At 37.5% G+C, this 25,580-nt stretch carries 30 protein-coding genes; all 30 read left to right on the forward strand.

Features of this window, described 5'->3' with window-relative positions; all coding sequences use genetic code 11:
- Nucleotides 1–5: 5 nt before the first annotated feature.
- The 30 genes from ACE1MS_RS04895 to frr all read left to right on the forward strand — a co-directional run bounded on the left by ACE1MS_RS04895 (nt 6) and on the right by frr (nt 25,371).
- A complete protein-coding gene (locus ACE1MS_RS04895) occupies nt 6–1,268 on the forward strand; it encodes a flagellar hook-length control protein FliK (protein ID WP_036167427.1) in 1,263 nt (420 codons plus the stop codon).
- A gap of 3 nt (nt 1,269–1,271) precedes the next feature.
- Nucleotides 1,272–1,958: a flagellar hook assembly protein FlgD gene (flgD, locus tag ACE1MS_RS04900; RefSeq protein WP_012293266.1), complete on the forward strand. Its 687-nt coding sequence runs from the start codon at nt 1,272–1,274 to the stop codon at nt 1,956–1,958.
- Between the two features lie 15 nt (nt 1,959–1,973).
- Nucleotides 1,974–2,342: a TIGR02530 family flagellar biosynthesis protein gene (locus tag ACE1MS_RS04905; protein ID WP_012293267.1), complete on the forward strand. Its 369-nt coding sequence runs from the start codon at nt 1,974–1,976 to the stop codon at nt 2,340–2,342.
- 86 nt (nt 2,343–2,428) lie between these two features.
- The gene (flgG, locus tag ACE1MS_RS04910; protein ID WP_012293268.1) at nt 2,429–3,397 is read left to right on the forward strand and encodes a flagellar basal body rod protein FlgG; all 969 of its coding nucleotides are present in this window, start codon (nt 2,429–2,431) and stop codon (nt 3,395–3,397) included.
- Between the two features lie 104 nt (nt 3,398–3,501).
- The gene (locus ACE1MS_RS04915) at nt 3,502–3,723 is read left to right on the forward strand and encodes a flagellar FlbD family protein (RefSeq protein WP_012293269.1); all 222 of its coding nucleotides are present in this window, start codon (nt 3,502–3,504) and stop codon (nt 3,721–3,723) included.
- Complete coding sequence (gene fliL / locus ACE1MS_RS04920; protein ID WP_008180761.1) at nt 3,713–4,141, forward strand: flagellar basal body-associated protein FliL; 429 nt, start codon at nt 3,713–3,715, stop codon at nt 4,139–4,141. The genes ACE1MS_RS04915 and fliL overlap by 11 nt, the downstream gene beginning before the upstream one ends.
- A 31-nt stretch (nt 4,142–4,172) precedes the next feature.
- Nucleotides 4,173–5,168, forward strand: coding sequence for a flagellar motor switch protein FliM (gene fliM, locus ACE1MS_RS04925; RefSeq protein WP_012293271.1), 996 nt, complete (start codon nt 4,173–4,175; stop codon nt 5,166–5,168).
- A complete protein-coding gene (gene fliY / locus ACE1MS_RS04930; RefSeq protein ID WP_012293272.1) occupies nt 5,161–6,384 on the forward strand; it encodes a flagellar motor switch phosphatase FliY in 1,224 nt (407 codons plus the stop codon). The genes fliM and fliY overlap by 8 nt, the downstream gene beginning before the upstream one ends.
- 21 nt (nt 6,385–6,405) lie before the next feature.
- Nucleotides 6,406–6,768, forward strand: a complete 363-nt coding sequence (locus ACE1MS_RS04935; RefSeq protein ID WP_008180756.1) for a response regulator — start codon at nt 6,406–6,408, stop codon at nt 6,766–6,768.
- A gap of 4 nt (nt 6,769–6,772) precedes the next feature.
- The gene (locus ACE1MS_RS04940) at nt 6,773–7,453 is read left to right on the forward strand and encodes a flagellar biosynthetic protein FliO (protein ID WP_012293274.1); all 681 of its coding nucleotides are present in this window, start codon (nt 6,773–6,775) and stop codon (nt 7,451–7,453) included.
- Nucleotides 7,450–8,115: a flagellar type III secretion system pore protein FliP gene (fliP, locus tag ACE1MS_RS04945; RefSeq protein ID WP_012293275.1), complete on the forward strand. Its 666-nt coding sequence runs from the start codon at nt 7,450–7,452 to the stop codon at nt 8,113–8,115. The genes ACE1MS_RS04940 and fliP overlap by 4 nt, the downstream gene beginning before the upstream one ends.
- Nucleotides 8,116–8,128: 13 nt before the next feature.
- The gene (gene fliQ / locus ACE1MS_RS04950) at nt 8,129–8,398 is read left to right on the forward strand and encodes a flagellar biosynthesis protein FliQ (RefSeq protein WP_012293276.1); all 270 of its coding nucleotides are present in this window, start codon (nt 8,129–8,131) and stop codon (nt 8,396–8,398) included.
- 4 nt (nt 8,399–8,402) lie between these two features.
- Nucleotides 8,403–9,176, forward strand: coding sequence for a flagellar biosynthetic protein FliR (gene fliR, locus ACE1MS_RS04955; protein ID WP_012293277.1), 774 nt, complete (start codon nt 8,403–8,405; stop codon nt 9,174–9,176).
- Between the two features lies 1 nt (nt 9,177).
- Nucleotides 9,178–10,266, forward strand: a complete 1,089-nt coding sequence (flhB, locus tag ACE1MS_RS04960) for a flagellar biosynthesis protein FlhB (RefSeq protein WP_012293278.1) — start codon at nt 9,178–9,180, stop codon at nt 10,264–10,266.
- Nucleotides 10,267–10,290: 24 nt separating this feature from the next.
- On the forward strand, nt 10,291–12,321 hold the full coding sequence (flhA, locus tag ACE1MS_RS04965; RefSeq protein WP_012293279.1) for a flagellar biosynthesis protein FlhA: 2,031 nt from the start codon (nt 10,291–10,293) through the stop codon (nt 12,319–12,321).
- Complete coding sequence (gene flhF / locus ACE1MS_RS04970) at nt 12,321–13,517, forward strand: flagellar biosynthesis protein FlhF (protein WP_012293280.1); 1,197 nt, start codon at nt 12,321–12,323, stop codon at nt 13,515–13,517. The genes flhA and flhF overlap by 1 nt, the downstream gene beginning before the upstream one ends.
- Nucleotides 13,514–14,389, forward strand: coding sequence for a MinD/ParA family protein (locus ACE1MS_RS04975; protein WP_447402733.1), 876 nt, complete (start codon nt 13,514–13,516; stop codon nt 14,387–14,389). Before flhF ends, ACE1MS_RS04975 begins: the two co-directional genes overlap by 4 nt.
- Nucleotides 14,390–15,535 carry a protein-glutamate methylesterase/protein-glutamine glutaminase gene (locus ACE1MS_RS04980; protein ID WP_447402734.1) on the forward strand — a complete coding sequence of 382 codons (1,146 nt, stop codon included), beginning with the start codon at nt 14,390–14,392 and terminating at the stop codon, nt 15,533–15,535.
- A gap of 15 nt (nt 15,536–15,550) precedes the next feature.
- Nucleotides 15,551–17,623, forward strand: coding sequence for a chemotaxis protein CheA (locus ACE1MS_RS04985; RefSeq protein ID WP_012293283.1), 2,073 nt, complete (start codon nt 15,551–15,553; stop codon nt 17,621–17,623).
- Between the two features lie 27 nt (nt 17,624–17,650).
- Nucleotides 17,651–18,097: a chemotaxis protein CheW gene (locus tag ACE1MS_RS04990; protein ID WP_008180734.1), complete on the forward strand. Its 447-nt coding sequence runs from the start codon at nt 17,651–17,653 to the stop codon at nt 18,095–18,097.
- A 9-nt stretch (nt 18,098–18,106) separates the two neighbouring features.
- Nucleotides 18,107–18,739, forward strand: a complete 633-nt coding sequence (locus tag ACE1MS_RS04995) for a chemotaxis protein CheC (RefSeq protein ID WP_012293284.1) — start codon at nt 18,107–18,109, stop codon at nt 18,737–18,739.
- Entirely contained in the window at nt 18,739–19,245 is a 507-nt protein-coding gene (locus ACE1MS_RS05000) for a chemotaxis protein CheD (protein WP_012293285.1), read from the forward strand. Before ACE1MS_RS04995 ends, ACE1MS_RS05000 begins: the two co-directional genes overlap by 1 nt.
- A complete protein-coding gene (locus ACE1MS_RS05005; RefSeq protein WP_447402735.1) occupies nt 19,245–19,616 on the forward strand; it encodes a hypothetical protein in 372 nt (123 codons plus the stop codon). The genes ACE1MS_RS05000 and ACE1MS_RS05005 overlap by 1 nt, the downstream gene beginning before the upstream one ends.
- 704 nt (nt 19,617–20,320) lie before the next feature.
- Nucleotides 20,321–21,091, forward strand: coding sequence for a FliA/WhiG family RNA polymerase sigma factor (locus tag ACE1MS_RS05010; protein ID WP_008180720.1), 771 nt, complete (start codon nt 20,321–20,323; stop codon nt 21,089–21,091).
- 23 nt (nt 21,092–21,114) lie between these two features.
- Nucleotides 21,115–21,423, forward strand: a complete 309-nt coding sequence (locus ACE1MS_RS05015) for a hypothetical protein (protein ID WP_012293288.1) — start codon at nt 21,115–21,117, stop codon at nt 21,421–21,423.
- A 9-nt stretch (nt 21,424–21,432) separates the two neighbouring features.
- Nucleotides 21,433–22,008, forward strand: a complete 576-nt coding sequence (locus ACE1MS_RS05020; RefSeq protein WP_031418999.1) for a hypothetical protein — start codon at nt 21,433–21,435, stop codon at nt 22,006–22,008.
- Between the two features lie 156 nt (nt 22,009–22,164).
- Complete coding sequence (rpsB, locus tag ACE1MS_RS05025; protein WP_004269262.1) at nt 22,165–22,884, forward strand: 30S ribosomal protein S2; 720 nt, start codon at nt 22,165–22,167, stop codon at nt 22,882–22,884.
- Nucleotides 22,885–22,986: 102 nt separating this feature from the next.
- Nucleotides 22,987–23,874 (forward strand): translation elongation factor Ts, encoded by an 888-nt coding sequence (tsf, locus tag ACE1MS_RS05030; RefSeq protein ID WP_012293292.1) that lies wholly within the window; start codon nt 22,987–22,989, stop codon nt 23,872–23,874.
- Between the two features lie 214 nt (nt 23,875–24,088).
- Nucleotides 24,089–24,814, forward strand: coding sequence for a UMP kinase (gene pyrH / locus ACE1MS_RS05035; RefSeq protein WP_012293293.1), 726 nt, complete (start codon nt 24,089–24,091; stop codon nt 24,812–24,814).
- Nucleotides 24,814–25,371 (forward strand): ribosome recycling factor, encoded by a 558-nt coding sequence (frr, locus tag ACE1MS_RS05040; protein WP_031419001.1) that lies wholly within the window; start codon nt 24,814–24,816, stop codon nt 25,369–25,371. Before pyrH ends, frr begins: the two co-directional genes overlap by 1 nt.
- Nucleotides 25,372–25,580: the final 209 nt, after the last annotated feature.

Here is a 25,580-nt window from a genome sequence, read left to right on the forward strand (position 1 = left end):
AAAGAGTGGATATAGCAATGATGAAAATGATAACACAATCAGCCCCTACTAAAAATGCGGCAACAAAACCGTCAACAGTTAGTAGCTCTGATGGAAAGATTAATGGAACATCGAAACAGGATAATTTATCAAAATTCGGCTCTGTTTTTGGACAAGTCCTATCTTCCTCAACCCAACCAAATCAATCTTCACAAGCTACTTCAAACAATGAACTGGCTGATTTACAGCAGGTTTTAAACGCTGATTCATTGGAAGAGGTACTAGATTTATTAGGAGTCTCACACGATGATGGATTATTAATACTTCAGCTTGGAGAAGAAGGTAAAGCAGTGTCTATGGACGAAATGCTTGAATTAAACAATATACTAAACGCATTAGGTATTGATGATGAGCAGCTCCAAAAAATAGTTCAGCAGCTATTAGGAGAAGAAAAAGAAGCTAGTGACGTTTGGGAGCTATTATCATTAGTAGATGCTCAGGCGCCAATTCTACAATCGCTGATAGGTACTGCACTACAAGGAGAAGGTCAAGTAACACCAAAAGAGGCAACGCAAATTCTTCAAGTGTTAAAGCTAGTACAATTAGTAGGACAAAAGTCGGACTTAACAGCTCCGCAAGAAAATTTGTTAACAACCGTTAAAAGTCTTTTAACGACGTTACAAACGCAAGTCGAAACGATACAAGTAACAACAACAACCAAATCAACAGGCACATTTTCATTACAAGGCTTCCAGCAAGTCCAAATGACCAAGCAAAGTGAGACAAATTCTCATGAAATGGTGACACCGCAAACGGTACAAACCAAACCAGATACGTTCCAGGTAACTTTACCTACTGCTAAGCCTGCACAGTCAGAGGCTTTATTAAAAGAAATGCAAGCCATTATCAATAGAGCCCAAATTTCCAATGCACAAGGGATCACACGATTAACAATCAAATTGTATCCAGAAAATTTAGGTACAATTCGTATAGAGCTTGTGCAAAATGATGGTGTATTGACAGCTCGTCTACTAGCTTCTACAGCCCATGGACGTGAAATGCTTGATAGTCAAGCACATCAGCTAAAACAGGCATTTGTTCAGCAGAACATTCAAGTGGATCGTCTGGATATTGCACAATCATTACAGGATGCAGATCGCCAGCAACGTGATCAAAACTTCTTTAATAATTTCTTTAGACAACAACAGGACGAAGAACAGCAGCAAAAAACTGAGGATGATGATGAAGAGAAATCCTTTAGTGACTATTTATTAAACGAGGAGGTGTAATGGATGGCGGATTCAACGTCTAAAGTAAAGAATGCATCCATAACGGACGATCTTTACTATTCGAATTATAAAAAACCAACCAAACAAACAGGGAATAGTGAACTTGGCAAAGATGCCTTTCTTCAACTGTTAATTACCCAATTACAGCATCAGGATCCAACAAATCCAATGAATGACCGAGAATTCATTTCACAAATGGCGCAGTTTTCTTCTTTAGAACAAATGCAGAACATGACAAAGGCAGTAGAATCTTTATTAGCATCACAGCAACAAACACAAATGATGAATTATGCTACCTTTGTTGGTAAAGAAGTCAAATGGCATGAGATTTCAGATAAAACAGATGAAAAAGGAGAGCCAATCGTAAATGAAGGCTCAGGTGTAATTGAATCCTTGAAATTTGTAGATGGCAGTGTTGTCTTCAAATTAGCAGATGGGAAAGAAATAACGCCTGGTAATATTTCTGGAATCCTTGGCTCTGGAACAAGTCCAGATGGGAATAATCCTGTGCCAGAATCTCCACTTGTTCAGGCTAGTAAATTGATAGGTAAAAAAGTGACATATCAAGATGGTGAGCAGGAATTACAAGGGAGAATCGTTTCTGTTTCCAATAAAGATGGCGTCATTTACTACCTATTAGATAATGATAAAAAACTAACTGATAAAGATTTTACAGTTATAAGCGAATAAAGGTGGGGAAAAGTGATGGATAAATTTTCAATTCATCGTGTACCCTTGCATCCATCTGTTCGTGCAAATCAACCTACACCCATTCATTCACAGCAATCCTTTAAAGCCCATTTACAGGAAGCTTCAAAGCAAGAGCTGAAGGTGAGCAAACATGCGCATGAACGTATCACGGAGCGTAAAATTGACATCTCTGAACAAGAATGGCAGGTTGTCTCGGATAAGGTATTTGAAGCTCACTCAAAAGGTGTTAAACAGCCATTAGTCTTGATGGATCAAGCAGCTTTAATTGTCAGTGCTAAAAACGCTACTGTCATTACAGCAATGGATCGCACGGAAGCAAAGCAACAGTTATTTACAAATATTGATGGCACGATCGTGCTTTAAAGGCTGGACCTTCTTATGAAAGGAAGCCTTCGTGATGCTGATTGATAGAAGCACACAAATAAAAATTGAAGGGAGAACGAAAACTTATGTTACGTTCTATGTATTCAGGTATTTCAGGTCTTAAAAACTTCCAAACAAAGCTGGATGTTATTGGTAATAACATTGCGAATGTTAATACTGTTGGCTTTAAAAAAGGGCGTGTACTTTTTAAAGATTTAATGTCTCAAACACAAGCCGGTGCATCTGCCGCAACAGCAACACGAGGTGGTGTGAACCCACAACAAGTTGGTTTAGGTTCACAATTAGCAGCTATTGACACAATACATGGTGGCGGCTCTTTACAAGGTACTGGGCGTGGGCTGGACTTAGGGATTGAAGGAGATGGCTTCTTCATGGTTGCTGATGCAAATGGAGCTCCAGACCCAGATAGTGGATTCATCGGTGAAGAAGGATTCAACAATACCCTATTTACTCGTAATGGTGTTTTCTATATGGATAGCAATGGCTATTTAGTTAATGCTGACGGTAAATATTTAGTAGGTGTTTCTGCTGGGGAAGACATTGTTATGGAAGCTGATGACGATGGTATTAATCCAGATGATGCACCAATTGCTTCAGGAGATGAAGGTGCCAACTTATTTGATGATGATGGTGTCCTAGACCCTGAAGATGGAGAGGTAGGACCAATCCGTATTCCAACGACTGCTAAAGAGATTAGCATCGGAGCTAATGGTACGATCGAATATGTGGATCTAAATGGTAATCGCAAATGGGCTGGGCAGCTGATTATGGCTAAATTCCCTAACGCTGGTGGTCTTGCTAAGGTTGGTGGAAACTATTATCAACAAACGGCAAACTCTGGTGCTGCATATGCACAAGTAGCCACTGTTGCAGGGATGGGTAAAGTAGTACCTGGAACAGTTGAGATGTCCAATGTAGACTTATCGGAAGAATTTACAGAGATGATTGTAGCTCAACGTGGTTTCCAAGCGAATACTCGTATTATTACAACATCAGATGAAGTGTTACAAGAGCTTGTAAACTTAAAACGTTAATGATTGATTAGAAGTCCTTTAATTCATAATGGACGTTTTAATAAACATATTTTCATATGAGGGAGGGTCGGGCCGGCTCTCATGCTAGACCCGGCCCTAATTCAATGATTGAACTAACACGTCTTAATGGCAAAGCATTTACATTAAATGCTTTATACATAGAAACAGTCGAATCATTTCCAGATACGACCATTACTTTAACAACTGGAACAAAATTTATTGTTTTAGAGAGTGAAGATGAGGTGCGACAAAAGGTAACTGCCTTTTATAACAATATACAAATACTATCCAACCCGCATCTACGAGGTGAAAAAGATGAAGAATAATAAAATGTTAACAATGATTATTATTTTGCTAGTAGCAGTCATACTGATCGGGGTTATCTTGTTTGTATTGCTTACACAATTTAATAAACCGACAGGAGCTATTGAACCAACCATTGATGAAATTGTTGAGGCAACCGTGGAGATTCCAGAAATCACGACGAATCTTGCAGATAAAAGAGTAGTGCGCTTGTCATTAAAAGTTCAAACGACAAGCAAAGATGCTGCTGCAGAATTAACAAAGCGTGTTTTCCAAGTGCAAAACATTGCCATTCAAGAGCTTTCTGAAATGGAGCAAAAAGATTTAGAAGGTAAGCAAGGAAAGCAAATTTTCCAAAAATCATTAAAAACTAGAGTAAATGAATTGATGCAAGAGGGAGAAGTCCAGGAAGTATATTTTACCTCCTTCATCACTCAATAAAACAGAAACTGCTTGAAATGGAGGTGGGCAAATGGCAGGAGATGTGTTATCTCAATCCGAGATAGATGCGCTGCTTTCCGCTATATCAACTGGGGAAATGTCAGCAGATGACATAAAAAAGGAGGATGAGGGACGTAAGGTTAAAGTTTATGACTTTAAACGTGCGCTCCGCTTCTCAAAAGATCAAATCCGAAGTTTGACCCGAATACACGAAAATTTTGCACGACTATTGACAACCTTCTTCTCTGCACAGCTTAGAAGCTATGTGCAAATTACGGTTGCTTCAGTAGACCAAATACCATTTGAAGAGTTCGTCCGTTCGATTCCGAATATGACACTCATAAATGTATTTGAAGTGCCACCATTAGATGGTAATATATTGATGGAAATAAATCCGAACATTGCCTATTCCATGCTTGATCGTATAATGGGTGGTAGTGGGGCGAGTCATAGTAATGTGGATAATCTAACTGAAATTGAAACAAAAATTATGACAAACCTTTTTGAACGCTCATTCGACAATTTACGCGAGGCTTGGGAAAATGTTGCGGAAATAGATCCGATTTTAGTGGAGCTTGAAGTGAATCCACAATTTTTACAAATGATCTCACCAAATGAAACAGTAGTTGTCATTTCGTTAAATACGATTATTGGTGAAACAAGCGGTATGATAAATATTTGTATTCCGCATGTTGTATTGGAGCCGATTGTTCCAAATCTTTCTGTTCGCTATTGGATGCAAACAAATACGAAAGAAATGTCTCCAGAGCAAACAAAAATGCTTGAAACACGCGTAAAACAAGCAAAATTACCTCTTTCAGTTGAATTAGGGCTAACGGATATCACGATAGAGGATTTCCTTACAATGCAAATTGGTGATGTTATACAGTTAGAGCAAAAAATTAATGACCCACTTCTATTGAAGGTAGGGACATTACCAAAATTCACTGTTCAACCAGGTAAGCAAGGCAAAAAATTAGCAATCCAGATTATCGACCCTTTGAAAGGAGGAGACGAAGATGAGTGATGAAATGCTCTCCCAAGAAGAAATTGAAGCGTTATTAAGGGGCGAGACGTTGGAAGATAAAAACAGCGGCACTGAAGCTTCTTCAATTGATGAAACAAATGATTTACGAGTAGAGGATTACCTTGATTCGTTTGCACAAGATGCATTAGGTGAGGTAGGCAATATTTCTTTCGGTAGTTCTGCCACAGCACTATCGGCGTTATTAGGACAAAAAGTAGATATTACTACCCCAAGTATATCAATGATTAATCGAAATAAATTAGAAGAGGAGTTTCCACATCCTTATGTAGCTGTACAAGTGGAATATACGATTGGCTTAACAGGTATGAATTTACTTGTTATTAAACAATCTGATGCAGCTATTATTGCAGACCTAATGTTAGGTGGCGATGGATTAAATCCGAAACCTGACTTAGGAGAAATTCAGTTAAGTGCTGTTCAAGAGGCAATGAATCAAATGATGGGCTCTGCGGCTACATCTATGTCAACAGTATTCAACAAAAAAGTAGATATTTCGCCACCAACAATTGACTTAATGAATATTTCTCAAAATGAAGGTCGAGAAAATATCCCTGAAGATGATTTGCTAGTTAAAGTATCCTTTAGATTAAAAATTGGTAATTTAATTGATTCGAATTTAATGCAATTATTACCGCTAAAATTTAGTCAAAACATCGTAAAATCTCTATTAGGAGAAACTGAGTCTATTGAAGAACCTGTGGCTGCAACGATAGCACCTGAGGCACCGCCAATTACAGCACCACCTGTTCAAACACAAGCGCCTGTTATGCCACCGCCTGCACAGCCTGTTTATCAGCAGCCGGAAGCAACTATGCAACAACCTGTTTATCAGGAGCCACAGCAGTTTGCTCAACCAGCGAGAGCTGCACAGCCAGTGAATGTTCAACAAGCACAATTTGCTAGCTTCGATTCAAATGTAATCTCTCAATCTGAAGCTAGAAATTTAAATATGCTACTTGATATTCCATTGCAAGTTACTGTAGAGTTAGGACGTACGAAACGTTCTGTTAAAGAGATTTTAGAACTATCCAGTGGTTCGATTATTGAGTTAGATAAATTAGCAGGGGAGCCTGTTGATATTTTAGTGAATAGTCGTTTAATCGCTAAAGGTGAAGTCGTTGTTATTGATGAAAACTTTGGTGTACGTATTACAGATGTTTTAAGTCAAGCAGAGCGTTTAAATAATTTAAGATAGTTTCAATTGGAGGAGTTAACCATGTCTAAAAGAATTTTGATTGTAGACGACGCTGCATTTATGCGTATGATGATCAAGGATATTTTGTCGAAAAATGGATTTGAGGTTGTTGGAGAGGCGGCAGATGGATTACAAGCTGTTGAAAAGTACAACGAATTGAAGCCAGATTTAGTAACAATGGATATCACAATGCCAGAAATGGATGGTATTGCGGCTCTTAAAGCAATTAAGGGATCAGATCCAAGTGCAACTGTAATCATGTGTTCTGCAATGGGACAACAAGCAATGGTAATCGATGCAATTCAAGCTGGTGCGAAAGACTTTATTGTTAAGCCTTTCCAAGCAGACCGAGTAATTGAAGCGATCCAAAAAGCGCTAGGATGATTGCATGAAAATGTTAAAATCATTTCGTTTAACGATGATTTTTGCATTTCTTGTATCCTTCCTGTTTTTGTACCCGACACCAACTTCTGTTTATGCAGACTCTGATACGAATAGTGTGACAGATTGCATTAAAGACCCAGAAGCTTGTTATGGAGATACGACTGATCCAGCTGCTAAACAAGAACCAAGTGTATCAGCAGCTGGAGATATATCTGCATGGGAATACATAAAAATGGTTTTAGCGCTTATTTTTGTTGTAGCTTTGTTTTATGGTTTAATGAAGTTTTTAAATAAACGTAATTTAAACTTTCAACGTAATCAAATGATACAAAATTTAGGCGGTTTATCGTTAGGTGCCCAAAAATCAGTACAGCTTTTACAAGTAGGTAAAACCATGTATTTAGTGGGGGTCGGTGAAGACGTTCAGCTATTACGTGAAATTACTGATCCTGAAGAAATAGAAGCACTGTTAGCACTATATAACGAAAGGCAAGAACTTGCAGCAACATCACCTTATATTGCAGAAGTATTTTCTAAGTTTAAGAAAAAAGATAGAGAGAATTTGCAAAATGAACAAAAGCAAGAGACATTTGGCAAGCTCTTTGAAAAAAAGATATCCGAAATTAAACAGGAGCGCAGTGAAGAGATTGAGAGATGGAAGCAAAAGGAGAAGGATGATAAATGAATGATTTAATCAATATTTTTTCCAATAGCGATCCAACCAACGTCTCAACATCTGTTAAGCTCTTACTACTACTAACTGTTTTATCACTGGCACCAAGTATTTTAATTTTAATGACATCCTTTGCTCGTATTGTCATCGTTTTATCCTTTGTGCGTACGGCACTGGCTACACAACAAATGCCACCTAATCAGGTGATTGTTGGTTTAGCCTTATTTTTAACGTTCTTCATTATGGCGCCAACCTTTCAAGAGGTCAATAAAGAGGCTTTGCAACCACTATTTTCTGAAGAAATTGGTTTAGAGGAAGCTTATGATCGGGCAAGCTTGCCATTTAAAGAATTTATGAGTAAGCATACTAGACAAAAGGATCTAGACTTGTTTTTATCGTACAATCAAGCAGAAAAACCAGCATCAGTGGAAGAAATCCCACTGACAATGCTTGTGCCAGCATTTGCTTTAAGTGAAATTAAAACAGCATTTCAAATAGGTTTTATGATTTTTATTCCATTCCTAGTGATCGATATGATTGTTGCGAGTACATTAATGTCGATGGGGATGATGATGTTACCGCCAGTAATGATTTCATTGCCGTTCAAAATCTTATTGTTTGTTCTGGTCGATGGCTGGTATCTCGTCATGAAATCGCTACTACAAAGTTTTTAGGGGATGATACAGTATGACAGGTGAATTGGTTATTTCCGTTGCAGAACGTGCCATTATGATTATCCTTCTAACAAGCGGTCCATTACTATTAGTAGCTTTAATCACTGGTTTGGCTGTAAGTATTTTCCAAGCTACGACTTCGATTCAAGAGCAAACATTAGCTTTTGTACCGAAAATTGTCGCCGTCTTAGTGGCCATCGTGTTCTTTGGCCCATGGATGCTATCTCAAGTTACTAGCTATGCGAGAGACATTTTTGAGAATTTAACACGTTATATAGGGTGAGTCCATGAATGAATTAATTCCGCATTTAACGGTTTTCTTATTGGTGCTTGTGCGTGTTTCAGCATTTTTTGTTACGGTTCCTTTTTTTTCCTATAGAACCATACCACCACAAGTCAAAATTACTCTCGCATTGGTTTTAGCTTGGATGATGTATTACACAATTGATGTTGAGCCATTTGCATTCAATGATGATTACATATTATTAGTGATGAAAGAAGCACTTGTTGGCCTGTTACTCGGTCTAGTAGGTTATATTATTATGTCTGCCATTCAAATTGCAGGGAGCTTTATTGATTTTCAAATGGGTTTTGCCATTGCCAATATTATTGATCCGCAAACAGGTGCTCAAAGTCCATTAATAGGACAGTTCTTTAATATGCTAGCATTCCTTTTATTATTAGCCATTAATGGCCATCATATGATTCTTGATGGAATTTACTATAGTTATCAATTTTTACCTATGGATCAATTCCCTAGTTTTACAAATGATAGCTTTCCGCAATTTATCATCACAACATTTACAGCCGTTTTTGCCATTGCATTTCAGATGGCTGCACCTGTTGTGGCTACCCTATTTTTAGTCGATTTAGCTTTAGGAATAACTGCGAAAACAGTACCACAATTAAATATATTTGTTGTTGGTTTTCCTATTAAAATAGGAGTTAGTTTTTTAGTGTTATTTACAATGATGGCTGTAATGATTCAAGTTATTCAAAAGTTAATCACTATTATGATTTACGGCATGCGTGATTTAATGGCCATTTTAGGTGGTGGATAACATGAAACTACTACTCAATTTAGATATCCAGTTTTTTTCAGGAGAAAAAACTGAAAAGGCGACGCCAAAGAAACGCCAAGATGCTCGAAAAAAGGGACAAGTTGTTAAGAGTCAAGATGTAACAAGTGCCATCGTCATGCTGATGGTCTTTATCTTCTTATTTTTCTTTGCAGGTTCTTTACGGGATGAGCTATTAGCGTTTTTTAGACAAACCTTTATCCATAACATACGCATCGAAACACTGACTATTGACAGTGTGATGCACTTATTTATAGACACATTAATTCAAATGGCTTTCATTATTGTACCGATTATGGCAATAGCTGTTGTTGGAGCACTTGCAGGTAACTTTTTGCAATTTGGCTTTTTATTTACTTTGGAGCCAATGAAATTTGATCTGAAAAAGATGGACCCTATAAAAGGGTTGAAAAGAATATTTTCGGTAAAGGCAATCGTAGAGTTGCTGAAATCTGTATTAAAGATTGGCTTTATCGGTAGTGTAACGACAATTATTATCTGGACAAACCTGCCAGAGGTTTTAGCTTTATCCTTTAAAAGTCCATGGATAACGCTCATTACAGTCGGAAAACTTGTCGGCATTATGGGCATAGCGGCATCATTAGTTTTACTTTGTGTATCCATTTTGGATTGGCTGTATCAAAAATTTGATTATGAAAAAAATCTTAAAATGTCTAAGCAAGATATTAAAGATGAATATAAAAATAGTGAGGGTGACCCGCTGATTAAATCGAAAATCAAACAACGTCAGCGCGAAATGGCGATGCGTCGGATGATGTCAGAGATTCCAAGTGCAGATGTGGTTATTACTAACCCTACTCACTATGCGATTGCCCTCAAATATGACGAGGAAAGCATGGATGCACCTCGGGTAATTGCAAAGGGTACAGACTTTATCGCTCAAAAAATAAAGCTGATTGCCAAAGAGCATGACGTCATTATGGTGGAAAATCGGCCTTTAGCTCGCGCCATGTATGATCAAGTTGAAATTGGTGATCCCGTACCAGAAGAATTTTTCAAGGCAGTAGCAGAAATACTCGCTTATGTTTACCGTATTAAACGTAAAATTTAAAGCTTTTTAGTAGGAGGGACACAAATGAAAGTTCGCGATATTGGGGTTTTAGGTGCGGTTATTTTAATCGTTGCGATGCTCATCATCCCTCTTCCTCCGTGGATGTTAAGTTTCTTAATTGTCATTAATATTACATTAGGATTAATTGTACTGCTAACAGCAATGAGTATGAAGGAAGCATTAGACTTCTCTATTTTTCCTTCGGTTATTTTACTTTTAACCTTATTCCGATTAGGACTGAGTGTTTCCACAACCCGTGCGATCTTAGCAAATGGGGACGCGGGATCTGTCGTAGAAACATTTGGTGATTTCGTAGTCGGGGGAAATATTCTCGTAGGTTTAGTTGTCTTTTTAATTCTAGTATTAATTCAGTTTATTGTGATTACAAAGGGTGCAGAGCGGGTAGCTGAAGTAGCAGCTCGTTTCACACTCGATGCAATGCCAGGTAAACAAATGAGTATTGATGCTGACTTAAATGCAGGAATAATTTCCGAAAAGGAAGCACGCGAACGACGTGAAAAAGTAGCGGGCGAAGCGGACTTCTACGGAGCGATGGATGGTGCCACAAAATTCGTAAAAGGGGATGCCATTGCCTCGATGGTCATGGTTATTATCAACTTATTATTCGGAATCATCATCGGAGTTGTCCAAATGGGACTCCCATTTGCAGAAGCTGCAACTCATTTTTCTAAGCTAACCGTTGGGGACGGTATTGTTTCCCAAATTCCTGCCTTGCTTATTTCAACAGCAACAGGGATTGTGGTAACTCGCGCCTCTTCTAAAGGAAGTCTTGGTCAGGATATAACAGGACAATTATTTGCTCAAGCAAAGTTACTCTATGTAGCTGGAGGTACCATAGTATTACTAGGATTATTTACACCAATTCCTAACTGGGTAACACTCCCAATAGGTCTATCCCTCATTGCTGGAGCTTATATGATGGAACGTAAGAAACCAGAGGATGAAGAGGAATTACTTGAAATTGAAGAAGAAGTGGCAACAGACGGCATGAAGAGCCCTGAAAATGTTGTGAATTTATTAAATGTGGACCCAATCGAATTTGAATTTGGTTATGGATTAATTCCATTAGTAGATGCTGCTCAAGGTGGGGATTTATTAGATCGTGTCATTATGATCCGTCGTCAGTTAGCACTAGAATTAGGGATTGTCATCCCGGTTGTTCGTATTCGAGATAATATTCAGCTTCAACCAAATGAATATCGAATAAAAATTAAAGGAAACGAAATGGCACGAGGTGAGCTTTTACTGGATCATTATTTAGCTATGAGCCCAGGTGATGATGATTCTATTGAAGGTATTGATACAGTAGAGCCATCATTTGGATTGCCAGCTAAGTGGATTACAGAGCAAGTGAAGGAAGATGCTGAAATTTATGGCTACACGGTTGTGGACCCACCAAGTGTGGTATCCACGCATTTAACCGAAATAATTCGTGCGAATGCTCACGAATTATTAGGTCGTCAAGAGACGAAGCAGTTAATAGATCACTTACGAGAAACTCATCCTATTTTAGTAGAAGAGCTAACACCGACACCTTTATCGACTGGAGAAATCCAAAAAGTACTTGGTAAACTACTGCGAGAAAATGTTTCTGTTCGGAACTTACCAATTATTTTTGAAACTCTAGCAGACTATGCAAAGGTAACTAGTGATACAGATATCTTAACCGAGTATGTTCGTCAATCATTGGCCCGTCAAATTACATCTCAGTATGTGGGAGATAGTTCAGCATTAAAAGTTATTACAGTTTCAGGTAAAGTAGAAAAAATGATTGCTGATAGTATTCAGCAAACAGATCACGGAAATTATTTAGCAATGGATCCTCAAGATTCCCAAACGGTCCTAGAGACAATTGCAGCAGAAATAGAGCGTGTGTCCTTTATGGAACAATCGGCTATTATTTTATGTTCTCCCGCAGTGCGTATGTATTTACGACAGCTAACGGAGCGTTATTTCCCGCAAATTCCAGTTCTTTCTTATAATGAGTTGGATGCTTCTATTGAAATTCAAAGTGTTGGAGTGGTGAATGTTTAATGAAAATGAAAAAATATTATGCATCTTCCATACCAGAGGCTATGAAGCAAGTACGTGCAGAACTTGGTGAGGACGCTGTCATTTTGAATTCTAAAGTTGTCATCACGAAGAAATTTTTCGGTATGATTAAACAAAAAAGTTTCGAAGTAGTTGCAGGAGTGGATGGGATGGAGCCAAGTCAAGTGGCTCCAGCACCAACGCCTGTAGCACTACCTATCGCAACTAAGGAAAATGTGAGACTACAAGATATTACAAATGCGATTCAAGCAAAAATTCATCAAGATCAACCATCGCCAAATGTAGTTAAAAACGAGGACACTGGCATTTCAGAAGAATTGAGGAAGGAAATTGCAGATTTAAAATCTTTAATGCAATCGATGCATAAAAAGACTACCCAAGCTCAATATCCCGATGAACTCTTACCCTTCATTGAATACTTAAGACAGCAAGAGCTAAATGAAGAGCTCATCACAACGATAGGTGATGAGCTTTTTATGCATTTCAAAGAAGCGTCAGAAATAAATTTCTCACAATGTAAAATGGTAACGAAAAATCTACTACGTAAGAGATTAGAAGATCTGCCTATTGGAGGATTGTCCTATGAAAGAAAATATATCAACGTATTAGGTCCTACAGGCGTGGGTAAAACAACGACAATCGCCAAAATGGCAGCTAGAGCAGTTTTAGAAAAGAAGAAGAAAATTGGATTTATTACGACAGATACGTATCGAATCGCAGCAATAGAACAGCTAAAAACCTATGCTGGCCTTTTACAGGCACCCGTTGAAATTGCTTACAATGCAACAGATTTCGAACAAGCTATTCAAAGGTTATCACATTTAGACTTAGTGTTTATTGATACAGCTGGTCGAAATTATAAAGAGATCAAGTATGTGGATGATCTTCAACGTCTTATAAAATTTGATGATCAAGCAGAATCCTTTTTAGTACTGGCGATGACCACGAAAGAAAAGGATATGGCGAACATTATCGACCAATTTAATCAGCTGCCAATTGAAAAATTTATATTCACAAAAATTGATGAAACAAATTCTATTGGCACAATGCTCAATTTAATGATTAAATATAATAAAGGACTTGCTTACTATACGAATGGTCAAGAAGTACCAGAAGATATTGAAGAAGCTGATTTAGAAGCAGTACTTAATTTGTTTTTTCAAGGTGAAGAGAAATGAGAGACCAAGCTGAAACATTACGCTTGAAAATGATGAAGCAGCAAGGCGATTTAGGTCGAGCAATTGCAGTTGTCAGTGGCAAAGGTGGGGTTGGTAAAAGTAACTTCACGATGAATTTTGCCTTGTCTTTGGCCCAAAAGGGGAAAAAAGTTGTCATTGTAGATATGGATATTGGGATGGGAAATATCAATATTTTAATTGGGAAAAGTGCTTCCAATAGTTTGAAAGATTTCTTAGAAGGAAATAAGCTACTAGAAGAGGTAATATTTGAAGGACCCCATGGTTTAAGATATATATCAGGTGGGTCGGGCATGACAAATATTTTTAATTGGTCCGAAATGATGTTTGAGCAGCTTATTCAAGCATTTGAACAACTTCAGAAAAACTATGATTATATTTTATTTGATATGGGGGCAGGTGCCACAAATTGGTCGCTAGATTTACTCACATCAATAGACGAAATTATTGTAATTTCAACGGCAGAGCCGACCGCAATTACGGACGCTTATTCTATGATGAAATATATTCATATGCGAGATGCTGATAAGCAGTTTTTTGTCCTCTGTAACCGTGCATTTAGTAAAGAAGAAGGCATCGAAACAAACGAACGTTTAAAATTAGCCATGAAACGTTTTTTAGACAAAGAAGTCACGATTCTCGGTTCATTACCCGAAGATTCGATTGTGCGGAAGGCTGTGCGTGAGCAAGTCCCATTTTCACTTGCTTATCCAGACGCACTGATTTCTAAGACATTACAACTCATAGTGATTCGTTTTATGGAGTACCGTGTGGAGGAAATACATGCACATGATCAGACAGCAAAGAAATTTTTAACGAAACTAAGAAGTATTTTTTCGAAAGGGCGTGATTAATTGGACTTTTTACATAAAAGCAAGCTATTAGTTGTGGATGATTCTGCTTTTATGAGAAAGCTAATTAGTGACTTTTTTGTTGGCAACTCGAAGGTGGAAGTAGTTGGAACTGCACGAAATGGAAAAGATGCAATCAAAAAGATACAATCATTGAAGCCATCAGTTGTGACAATGGATATTGAGATGCCTGAAATGAATGGGCTAGATGCATTAAAAGAAATAATGATACAATGTCCAGTTCCTGTAATCATGCTCTCTAGCACCACTCAGCGTGGAACAGAAAATGCTATAGCAGCTATTGAAAGTGGTGCTGTAGATTTTGTCGCAAAGCCAAGCGGAACAATATCTCTTGATTTACATAAAATCCAAAGTGAGCTTGTTCACAAAGTAGAACAAGCAGCAATGGTGCCAATTTCCAAATTGAAAAAACCTTCTGGTAGTAAACGACAACAAGATTCAGTAACAAAAGTGAGTACCGTAAACAAACAACAACATCAAATACCTATTCCTGTGAATGCTACTGCTTCTAAAGTAGCTATAACTAAGTCGCATACTGAATGGAATAAAGCGGGGAAAAAGATTGTGCTAATCGGTACATCTACAGGAGGACCTCGTGCGCTACAGGAGGTCATTACAAAAATTCCTAAGTCTATTCAAGCTCCTATCCTCATCGTCCAGCATATGCCTGCTGGATTTACAAAATCTCTCGCTACGCGTCTAGATCAGCTAAGTGAAGTAGTTGTTAAGGAGGCGGAGCAAGGAGATATTTTACAAAATGGAGTGGCTTATATTGCCCCAGGTGGCTATCACCTAAAGCTTAGGAAAGTAGGGACAACCTTTGGTATTGTTCTTGATAATCAAGAAGCGCCAAGATCAGGTCATAGACCATCAGTAGATGTGATGTTTGAAGATGTTAGTCAATATAAGGATTTTGATAAAGTAGCAGTGATTATGACCGGTATGGGGCATGATGGTTCGAATGGACTGAAAGCATTAAAAAAAACCGGTAATGTTATTGCCATTGCTGAGTCAGCAGAAACTTGCATTGTATATGGTATGCCAAAAGCAGCGGTAGAAACGCAACTAGTTGATGAAGTAGCCGATGTAGATGATATAGCACTAACAATAATGAAATATTTGCCTTAAAAGGGGTGTCCTCTTATGGAAGTCAATCAATATTTAGAGATGTTTATCGAAGAAAGTAAAGAGCATTTACAAGCATGTAGTGAACATTTATTAGCATTAGAAAAAAATCCAGATGATTTGGCAATTGTTGGGGAAATATTCCGATCTGCCCATACTTTAAAAGGTATGTCTGCCACAATGGGTTTTGAAGATTTAGCCGATTTAACACATAAAATGGAAAATGTTTTAGATGCAATTCGTAATGAAAAAATCCATGTAACACCTGAAATTTTGGATGTGGTCTTTGAATCTGTTGACCATCTAGAAGAAATGGTTATGGATATTGCGAACGGCGGTGATGGTAAACGTGATGTGTCAGCAACTGTCGCTCAACTTAAGCGAATAGAGTTAGGTGAGGAAGCAGTACCAGAGGTGGTTGCAACCGTTGCAGAACCAGCAGCTGTGGAATGTGTTTTAGAATATGATAGTTTTGAACAAACAGTTATCACACAATCGGCTGAACAAGGTTTCCATGCCTATGAAATTTCAGTAAAATTACGAGAAGATTGTCTATTAAAGGCTGCACGTGTATTTATGGTCTTTGAGATTTTAGAAAAAGATGGAGAGGTTATTAAATCGAGTCCATCTGTTGAAAAGCTAGAAGATGAACAATTTGATCAACAGTTTTATGTAGCCTTTGTGACAAAAGAATCAGCAGAAGATATGCAGAAAAAGATCATGAAAGTTTCAGAGGTTGAAGAAGTTATTGTTACAGCAATTGACCAAAAGAAATTTAGTGAAAGAGAATATGAATCACAGCAAGAAGTGGCTGCAACTGCATTGGCTGTAGCGGAAGTAGAATCTACATCTACTCCTGACCCTTCTAAACCTGAACCAGTCGCGCAGTCTGTAAAAACAGCAGCACCAGCAAAGGCTGAAAAAAATCATGCACCTGTTGGGAATAAAACGATTCGTGTAAATATTGAACGTCTTGATATTTTAATGAATTTGTTTGAAGAACTTGTCATTGACCGTGGTCGATTACAATCTATTGCCACAGAGGTAAACCATGGTGAACTAAACGAAACTGTGGAGCGAATGAGCCGTGTTATGGGTGATTTGCAAACAATCATTTTAACAATGCGTATGGTGCCAGTTGAAACAGTGTTCAACCGTTTCCCAAAAATGATTCGTCAGCTATCACGAGATTTAAATAAGAAAATTAATCTTGAAATTATTGGTGCTGAAACAGAGCTAGATCGTACAGTTATCGATGAAATTGGTGACCCGCTTGTTCACTTAATCCGAAATTCTGTAGACCATGGCATTGAGAACCCAACATCGCGCCGTGCAAAAGGTAAGCCAGAAGAAGGTACGGTTGTCCTACGAGCTTACCATAGTGGGAACTATGTCTTTATTGAAATTGAAGATGATGGTGCAGGAATTAATCGTGATAAAGTACTAGCGAAAGCTATTTCAAAAGGTATTGTGACGCAAGAACAATCTTACTCAATGTCTGATAATCAAATCAATGAGCTTATTTTAGCTTCAGGCTTCTCGACTGCTGATGTCATTTCTGATGTATCTGGTCGTGGAGTAGGGTTAGATGTTGTTAAAACGACGATTGAATCTCTTGGCGGTAATATTTCAATTGAATCGACACAAGATGTTGGTTCCATCTTTTCTATCCAATTACCACTAACATTATCGATTATTTCTGTCATGCTTGTGGAAATTGAAAAAGAAATTTATGCAATTCCATTATCATCTATTATTGAAACATCTATTATCCGTTCATCGGAGATTATGAATGCGCATAATCAAAAAGTAATCGACTTCCGTGGCAAGGTTGTACCGTTGGTATTCTTAGAGGAAATCTTTGAAGTACCTCGTACAGAGCCGCAAGATGAAGAATTCCATTCAGTAGTGATTGTTCGCAAAGGTGAAAAACTTGCTGGTTTAGTGGTGGATTCCTTCATTGGACAACAAGAAATTGTCTTGAAGTCTTTAGGAAATTACTTAACAAATATTTTTGCTATTTCAGGTGCGACTATTTTAGGAAATGGTAAAGTAGCCTTAATTGTGGATTGTAACGCATTAATAAAATAAGGTGAATGAATAAGAGAGGTGTAAAAGATGACAAACGCAGTGGAACAAGAAAGTATTAAAGTAATTGTATTTCAACTAGCCAATAAAGAATATGCAATTCCAGTGTCCCATGTTCAGGGTATAGAAAAGTTAATGCATATTACGCGTGTACCGAAAACGGCGAAATATGTAAAAGGTGTTATCAATCTTCGCGGAGTCGTAACACCAATAGTGGATTTACGTGAACGCTTTGAATTACCTATTTCAGAACATGAGGAAACAACTCGTATTATCATTATCTCACTAGAAGATATGGAAGTAGGCTTTGTTGTAGATTCAGCAAACGATGTAATTGATATTCCTGCAAGTGCGATTGAACCACAACCAGAAGTTGTTGGCTCACTTGAGGAAGAATTTATTTCAGGTGTTGCTAAAGTAGAAAAACGATTATTAATCTTATTACATTTAGAAAAAGTATTAAATCCACTAAAGTAGGGATCGATCATGACATTTAATCAAAAGATTACCTCGCTACATTTAGATGTATTAAAGGAAATTGGCAATATTGGTGCTGCGCATGCCGCGACAGCACTTTCCAATTTACTTGGGAAAAAAATTGATATGCGTGTGCCAAAGGTAGAAATGGTGTCCTTTAACGATATGATGGAATTAGCTGGCGGATCAGAAAATGTCGTTGTTGGTATTTACCTTCGCATTGAAGGTGATGCTGAAGGAAGTATGTTCTTTATACTCCCTATTGAACAGGCAAACCGTTTTATTCGTCGACTCATTCATGATGAGACATTTGATTTTAAAAAACGACCTGTTTCTGAACTAGGGTTATCAGCTATGCAAGAAATGGGAAATATTTTATCAGGTTCCTATTTATCTGCCTTATCGGACTTCACTAATTTGAAAATTTATCCAACTGTGCCAGGCCTAAGCGTTGATATGTTTGGTGCAATTATAAGTATTGGTTTAATAGAATTATCACATGTAAGTGATAATGTCATTGTTATAAATACATCCATTTTTGAAGAAGGTGTAGAAGACCATGAAACTGTGAGAGGTCATTTCTTCCTATTACCAGATCCCGACTCATTTGATGCTATTTTTAAAGCATTAGGGGTTTCCTGATGATGCTAAGCAGTAATAGTGGGCAAGTGGTTAAAGTAGGAATTGCACAAATGGATGTAGTAAAGCTACCTAACACGATTCGAACTTCTGGTCTGGGTTCTTGTGTTGGCGTTATTTTATATGATGAGTCAAAAAAAATTGCTGGTTTAATCCATGTGATGTTACCAGATTCAAGCTTGGGAAGATCTGAGTCAATCAATGTAGCAAAATTTGCAGATTCGGGAATAGCAGCAATGATTGATCTATTAAAATTAGAGGGCGTTCAAAAATTTAAACTAAAGGCAAAAATTGCTGGGGGCGCACAGATGTTTCAATTTACTTCGGACAAAGATTCGATGCGCATCGGTCCTCGTAATGTAGAAGCTGTTAAAAATGAATTGAAAAGACATGGAATTCCTTTAGTGGCCGAGGATACTGGTGGAAACAGTGGTAGAACGATTGAATTTAATCCTGCCACATCGTCATTACATATTCGAACAGTTAACCAAGGAGTGAGCGAAATCTAATGTTTGGTTCCATATTTTATAACCTATGGGGAGCATTAATAGCTTTTACTATATATTTTTTTAGTACATTTCAAAAGCCTTACACTCCCCTTCGAGTCATTATCGGATCTTTTATCACAGCAATCATTGTATTCCTTGTGATGTATATCGTACGTATTTTAATAGCATACATATTGTATACGCCAGAGGTAAATGAGGAAGCAATGGAAGGTGAACTAGGAGACAATGAACAAACGACTACTGAAGGCACAAATCAAGAAGTTGCTTCCGCTAATTCAACCGTTGAATTTCAAGATGAGAACTCAGAGGAGATTGCACAAGTGGTTCGAACGATGATGAATCGAGAAGAAGAACAACAAGTGAATGCTTAAAACAGAGAGTCGCCATGAGCGGCTCTTTTTTATTTGATCGCTCAGGAAAAACTGTATGGTAGGGGGAAACTTTTGTGAAATTTACTAGTGCAAACATAGTCTTAGTGGATGCTTCTTGCTGCTGAAGCAATCGCCCGCAACTCTCAACGTAAGATAATTATCTTTAATGGTCATATCGTATCTAATTTTATGGAAAGCAATAATGTCAAAAGTGGTACTATTACGCTTCGGTCAACTAGCCATCCTTTTTTGGGCTGTTATAGACAAATGGTGAGTATATTGCAATTTTAAAGGTATTTATACCTGAAAAAATCAATAGATAAAGAGTCAAAATACTTCTTATAAGAATTAGTATATATGTAAAAAGAACTAACAAAATTAAAAAGTAAAAGCTTAATAATTTAGACATATTTTTAAACTGTATACTAGGTTAATGTATAACAGGGGGACAATTATAATTTGTTTGTATAAAACGAAGAGAGACTAAGAGAAACAAATGAAATTATAGTCGATTTTTGTTATAATAGTAGGAAAGATGGCAATAGCTTATCCATTTTTTTACTCTGTTGCGTGATGCTAAGAGTAGAAGGGTTATGGATTTTATAAAAAATAATGGAGAAATCCTTATGAAAGAAAAGTTTTATGAGCGCAAGTAGTCAGTGGCAAACGGGCGCGTAAAGGCGTTTTTTAGAGAGGTGGATTTCATGACACAACCAATTCTGAACGATGAGCAAAAACTGTGGAATCGCTGGATACATGAGCGTGATCCAGATGCTGGTGATTTACTCATAAAAAAATATATTTCTTTAGTATCTTATCATGTTCAACGTATTAGTGCGGGTTTACCAAAGAGTGTATCTCGAGATGATTTAACGAGCTTAGGAATGATAGGATTATTTGATGCATTAAATAAATTTGATATTAATAGAGATTTGAAATTTGATACATATGCTTCATTTAGAGTAAGGGGAGCCATTATAGACGGGCTTCGTAAGGAAGATTGGCTACCACGCTCAGCGCGAGAAAAAGCCAAAAAATTAGATGCTCAGATTGAGCAATTAGAGCAAAAATATATGCGTCATGTTACACCTGAGGAACTTGCGAAGCATATGGAAGTACCTGTGGAAGATGTTTATCAGACAGTACAAGAGCATTTTTTTTCTAATGTTCTTTCCATTAATGAACAACAAGACCAAGAAGAGGTAGATGGAAAGTCGTTTGTCATACGAGACGATACGACAAAAACACCTGAACAATCGGTGGTTAAATCAGAGTTATTAGATGATTTAGCAGAAAATATTCAGAAGCTTAATGAAAAAGAACAATTGGTTCTAAGTTTATTTTATACGGAGGAACTAACTTTGACTGAAATTGGTGAAATGCTTGAATTATCAACATCACGTATTTCCCAAATCCATTCCAAAGCGCTTTTAAAGTTACGTAAATTATTATCTAGCGAAATGATGAATGCGTAAATATCCTTGAGGGAGAGATTCCGATGAGTTTAAAAGGGGTTGAATTGCAAATTGCGATTCCTAAAACATTTGAAGCTGGGAAAATGGCTGATCAAGTACAACAACAAGCTTTAGCTCAACAAGCACATGCCAATGAAGCGTTAAAAAAGGAAATAGAACGCAAGCAAAAAATTGTCAATACATCAGAAGGTATGGATGAAATAAATGAGGATGAAGATGCAGGTGGCGAATACTTAACGGATATTTACAAAAAGAAGAAAAAGCAACAGGATCAACAAGAAAAACAGGCACAACATCCGTTTAAAGGTAATTTCGTGGATTTTAGTGGATAGGAGTTTACAATGACAACCATACTAATAGCGGTACTATTCTTTTTACAGCTACTTACATTTTACTTCCTTATTATTTTAAATACTAAGCTAGCAAAATTTAAGGATTTAGAAAAGAAGCAAGAACGCTTAATGAGTGAAATGGACGATACCATTAGTGTCTATTTAACAGAAATGAAAGATGAAAACGACCGTCTTATTAAAGAACTACAAAATGTCTCACCTTCAGAGTTAGCAGCAACTAGCGTTCAGCAAACCGTAAGCTATGAACCTCAGCAGGAGCAGGCTTATTCGGCAGCAGAGCAAGAGCTGAAAAAGGACCGTCCATTAAGCTTAGATAAAGATGCTAGGCTCTATGTTCCTAAAAATATTGTAGCCAATGCTTATTCCCGTCAGAGACAGACAACTGAAACAATAGCTTCCTCACCGATGCCTTTAAAAGTAGAGCAAAAGGAAGAAGTTAAAGAGCTAACAATGGAGCAACAGGCATTAAATTTAGCTAAGCAGGGTAAATCAACAGAAGAAATAGCGAAACAGCTGCAAAAGGGAAAAACAGAAATCGAGCTTTTACTGAAATTTCATCACTAAATTGTTGCTAACTGGGAAAAGCTATGATATAGTTGCAAATGGTGTTATTACTACACACGCATTTTGATGTAGTAAGTGGTGCTCTAAGATTAGGGTAGCTTGTTGCAGAAGATAAATGCGGAGGATAAAAACCAAACATACTAGGAGGAAATTCACATGTCAGTAATTTCTATGAAACAATTACTTGAAGCTGGTGTACATTTCGGTCACCAAACTCGTCGTTGGAACCCAAAAATGAAGAAATATATCTTCGTAGAACGTAACGGGATTTACATCATCGACTTACAAAAAACTGTTAAAAAATTAGAGGAAGCTTATGACTTCATGCGTCAAGTTGGTCAAGACGGTGGTAAAGTTCTTTTCGTTGGTACGAAAAAACAAGCGCAAGAAGCGATCAAAGATGAAGCTGAACGTTCAGGCAACTACTACATCAACCAACGTTGGTTAGGTGGTACTCTTACTAACTTCGGTACAATTCAAAAACGTGTTGCACGTATGAAACAAATCGAAAAAATGGAAGAAGAAGGTACTTTCGAAGTTCTTCCTAAAAAAGAAGTAATCCAACTTAAAAAAGAACACGAGCGTCTAATCAAATTCTTAGGCGGTATCCGTGATATGCACGATCTTCCAGACGTAATGTTCGTGGTTGACCCACGTAAAGAACGTATTGCGGTTGCTGAAGCTCGTAAATTAAACATCCCTCTAGTAGGTATTGTTGATACAAACTGTGATCCAGATGAAATCGACTACGTAATCCCTGCTAACGATGATGCTATTCGCGCTGTTAAACTTTTAACTGCTAAAATGGCTGACGCTTTAATCGAGTCAAAACAAGGTGAAGAAGAAGCTCCAGCTGTAGAAGCTGCTGCTGAGTAATTCACGTTTACAAAAAGGTGATAAGTGGCTCAAAACCCTTATCACCTTTTTTAGAACCTATCATTAAAACTTTGTTCAACCAATTTGAGGAGGAAACACTAAATGGCAAACATTACTGCACAATTAGTAAAAGAATTACGCGAAAAAACTGGCGCTGGTATGATGGATTGTAAAAAAGCGCTAGTACAAACTGATGGCGATCTAGAAGCTGCAATCGATTTCCTACGTGAAAAAGGTCTTTCTTCAGCTGCTAAAAAAGCTGACCGTATCGCTGCGGAAGGTACTACTTACATTTTAGAACAAGGTAACGAAGCAATCATCCTTGAAGTTAACGCTGAAACTGACTTCGTTGCAAAAAACGACAAATTCCAAGTATTGGTTTCATCTTTAGCGGAGCAATTACTTACTGCGAAACCAGCATCAGTTGAAGCTGCTCTAGAGCTTACAAATGCTGAAGGTGTAAAAATTGAAGATCAAATTTCTACAGCTGTTGCAACAATTGGAGAAAAAATCACACTTCGTCGTTTTGAAATCAAAACAAAAACGGATGCAGATTCATTCGGTGCTTACTTACACATGGGAGGCCGTATTGGCGTATTAGTAACTTTAGAAGGTTCTACTGATGCATCAGCAGCGAAAGATGTTGCAATGCACATCGCTGCAATCAACCCAACTTATGTTTCTCGCGATGAAGTTTCTGCTGAAGAAGTTGAACGTGAGCGTAAAGTATTAACTGAGCAAGCTCTTAACGAAGGTAAACCAGAAAACATCGTTGCTAAAATGGTTGAAGGTCGTCTTGGTAAATATTTCGAAGACGTGTGCCTACTTGATCAATCATTCGTTAAAAACTCTGACCAAAAAGTACGTGATTTCGTAGCTTCTACTGGTGGTTCAGTAAACGGCTTTGTACGTTATGCTGTAGGTGAAGGTATCGAAAAGCGTGAAGATAACTTTGCAGAAGAAGTAATGAGCCAAGTTAAAGGTAACTAATTTAGCGGGCATTTGATCCTAATCAAATAATATCTAGATTTTCTAGAAAAAAATGGGGAACACAACATAGCGTGTTCCCTATTTTTCCGAAATGAACGAAAATAGTAATAGAATTTTCTATTCTGCCTTATTCTCAACTAGCAATTATTGTTAGATATACTATAATGGAAAAGGGAATAGAGATTTTTTAAATAAAGTCTTACGGAGGTTTACAATGAGTGTACCGCAATATAAACGAGTAGTTATTAAACTAAGTGGTGAAGCGTTAGCTGGAGAAGCGGGCTTCGGTTTATCACCAAAAATAATCAAGTCTGTTGCAGAAGAAGTAAAAGAAGTAGTGGATCTTGATGTAGAAGTTGCTGTTGTTGTAGGTGGCGGTAATATATGGCGTGGAAAAATAGGTAGTGAAATGGGGATGGATCGTGCAGCAGCTGACTATATGGGCATGCTTGCAACTGTAATGAACTCCCTAGCTTTACAAGATGCTCTTGAAAAATTAGGCATTGAAACACGTGTTCAATCTTCTATCGTGATGACTCAAGTAGCGGAGCCATACATTCGTCGTAAAGCAGTTAGACATCTTGAGAAAAAGCGTGTCGTTATCTTTGCAGCAGGGACAGGTAATCCGTTCTTCTCAACCGATACGACGGCAGCATTACGTGCAGCAGAAATTGATGCAGATGCGATTTTAATGGCTAAAAACAATGTTGACGGCGTTTATTCAGCAGATCCAAAAGTGGATACAACAGCCATTAAATATGATACACTCACATACTTAGACGTTATCCAACAAGGCTTACAAGTAATGGATTCAACAGCTTCTACCCTATGTATGGATAATGATATTCCACTAATTGTTTTCTCAATTACGGAACCAGGCAACATTAAACGTGCTGTACTAGGCGAAAAAATCGGAACAGTTGTTAGGAGGAATGCATAATGGCAAAACAAGTATTAGAACAAGCAAAAGAAAAAATGAACAAAACAATTGCAGCTTTCACACGTGAACTATCTTCAATTCGTGCAGGGCGTGCTAACGCATCGTTATTAGATCGTATTATGGTTGATTATTATGGCGCCCCGACACCAATTAATCAGCTTGCGGGTGTTTCTGTACCAGAAGCTCGCTTATTAGTGATTACACCTTATGATAAAACAATTTTAGGTGAAATTGAAAAAGCAATTATGAAATCAGATATCGGTATCACACCAACAAATGATGGCTCTATCATTCGCTTAATGATTCCTGCTCTTACTGAAGAGCGTCGTAAAGATTTAGTGAAGCAAGTGAAAAAAGAAGCAGAAGACGCAAAAATTGCTGTACGTAATGTACGTCGTGATGCGAATGATGATTTGAAAAAACTTGAAAAAGCTGGCGAAATCACAGAAGACGATCTACGTGGCTATGGTGATGATATTCAAAAATTAACAGATGAATTCATTGTCAAAGTGGATCAAGTAACGAAAGATAAAGAAAAAGAAATTTTAGAAGTGTAAAACAAACGTTTTACATGTCTATGATGGAACTTTTTGATGAGATGAAGGCGTCCTATACATAACAGGACGTCTTTTCTCTTTACCATTCGAATATGAGCTGAATCATAGAGAAAAGCATAGATGAAATATACAAAGCTGTGCATCACATAAATATTGATTAATTTTTTAACAAACTTATTCTTTAAAAATGTGTATAGTTCTAAAATACG

It is taken from the genome of Lysinibacillus sp. fkY74-1 (assembly GCF_053165895.1).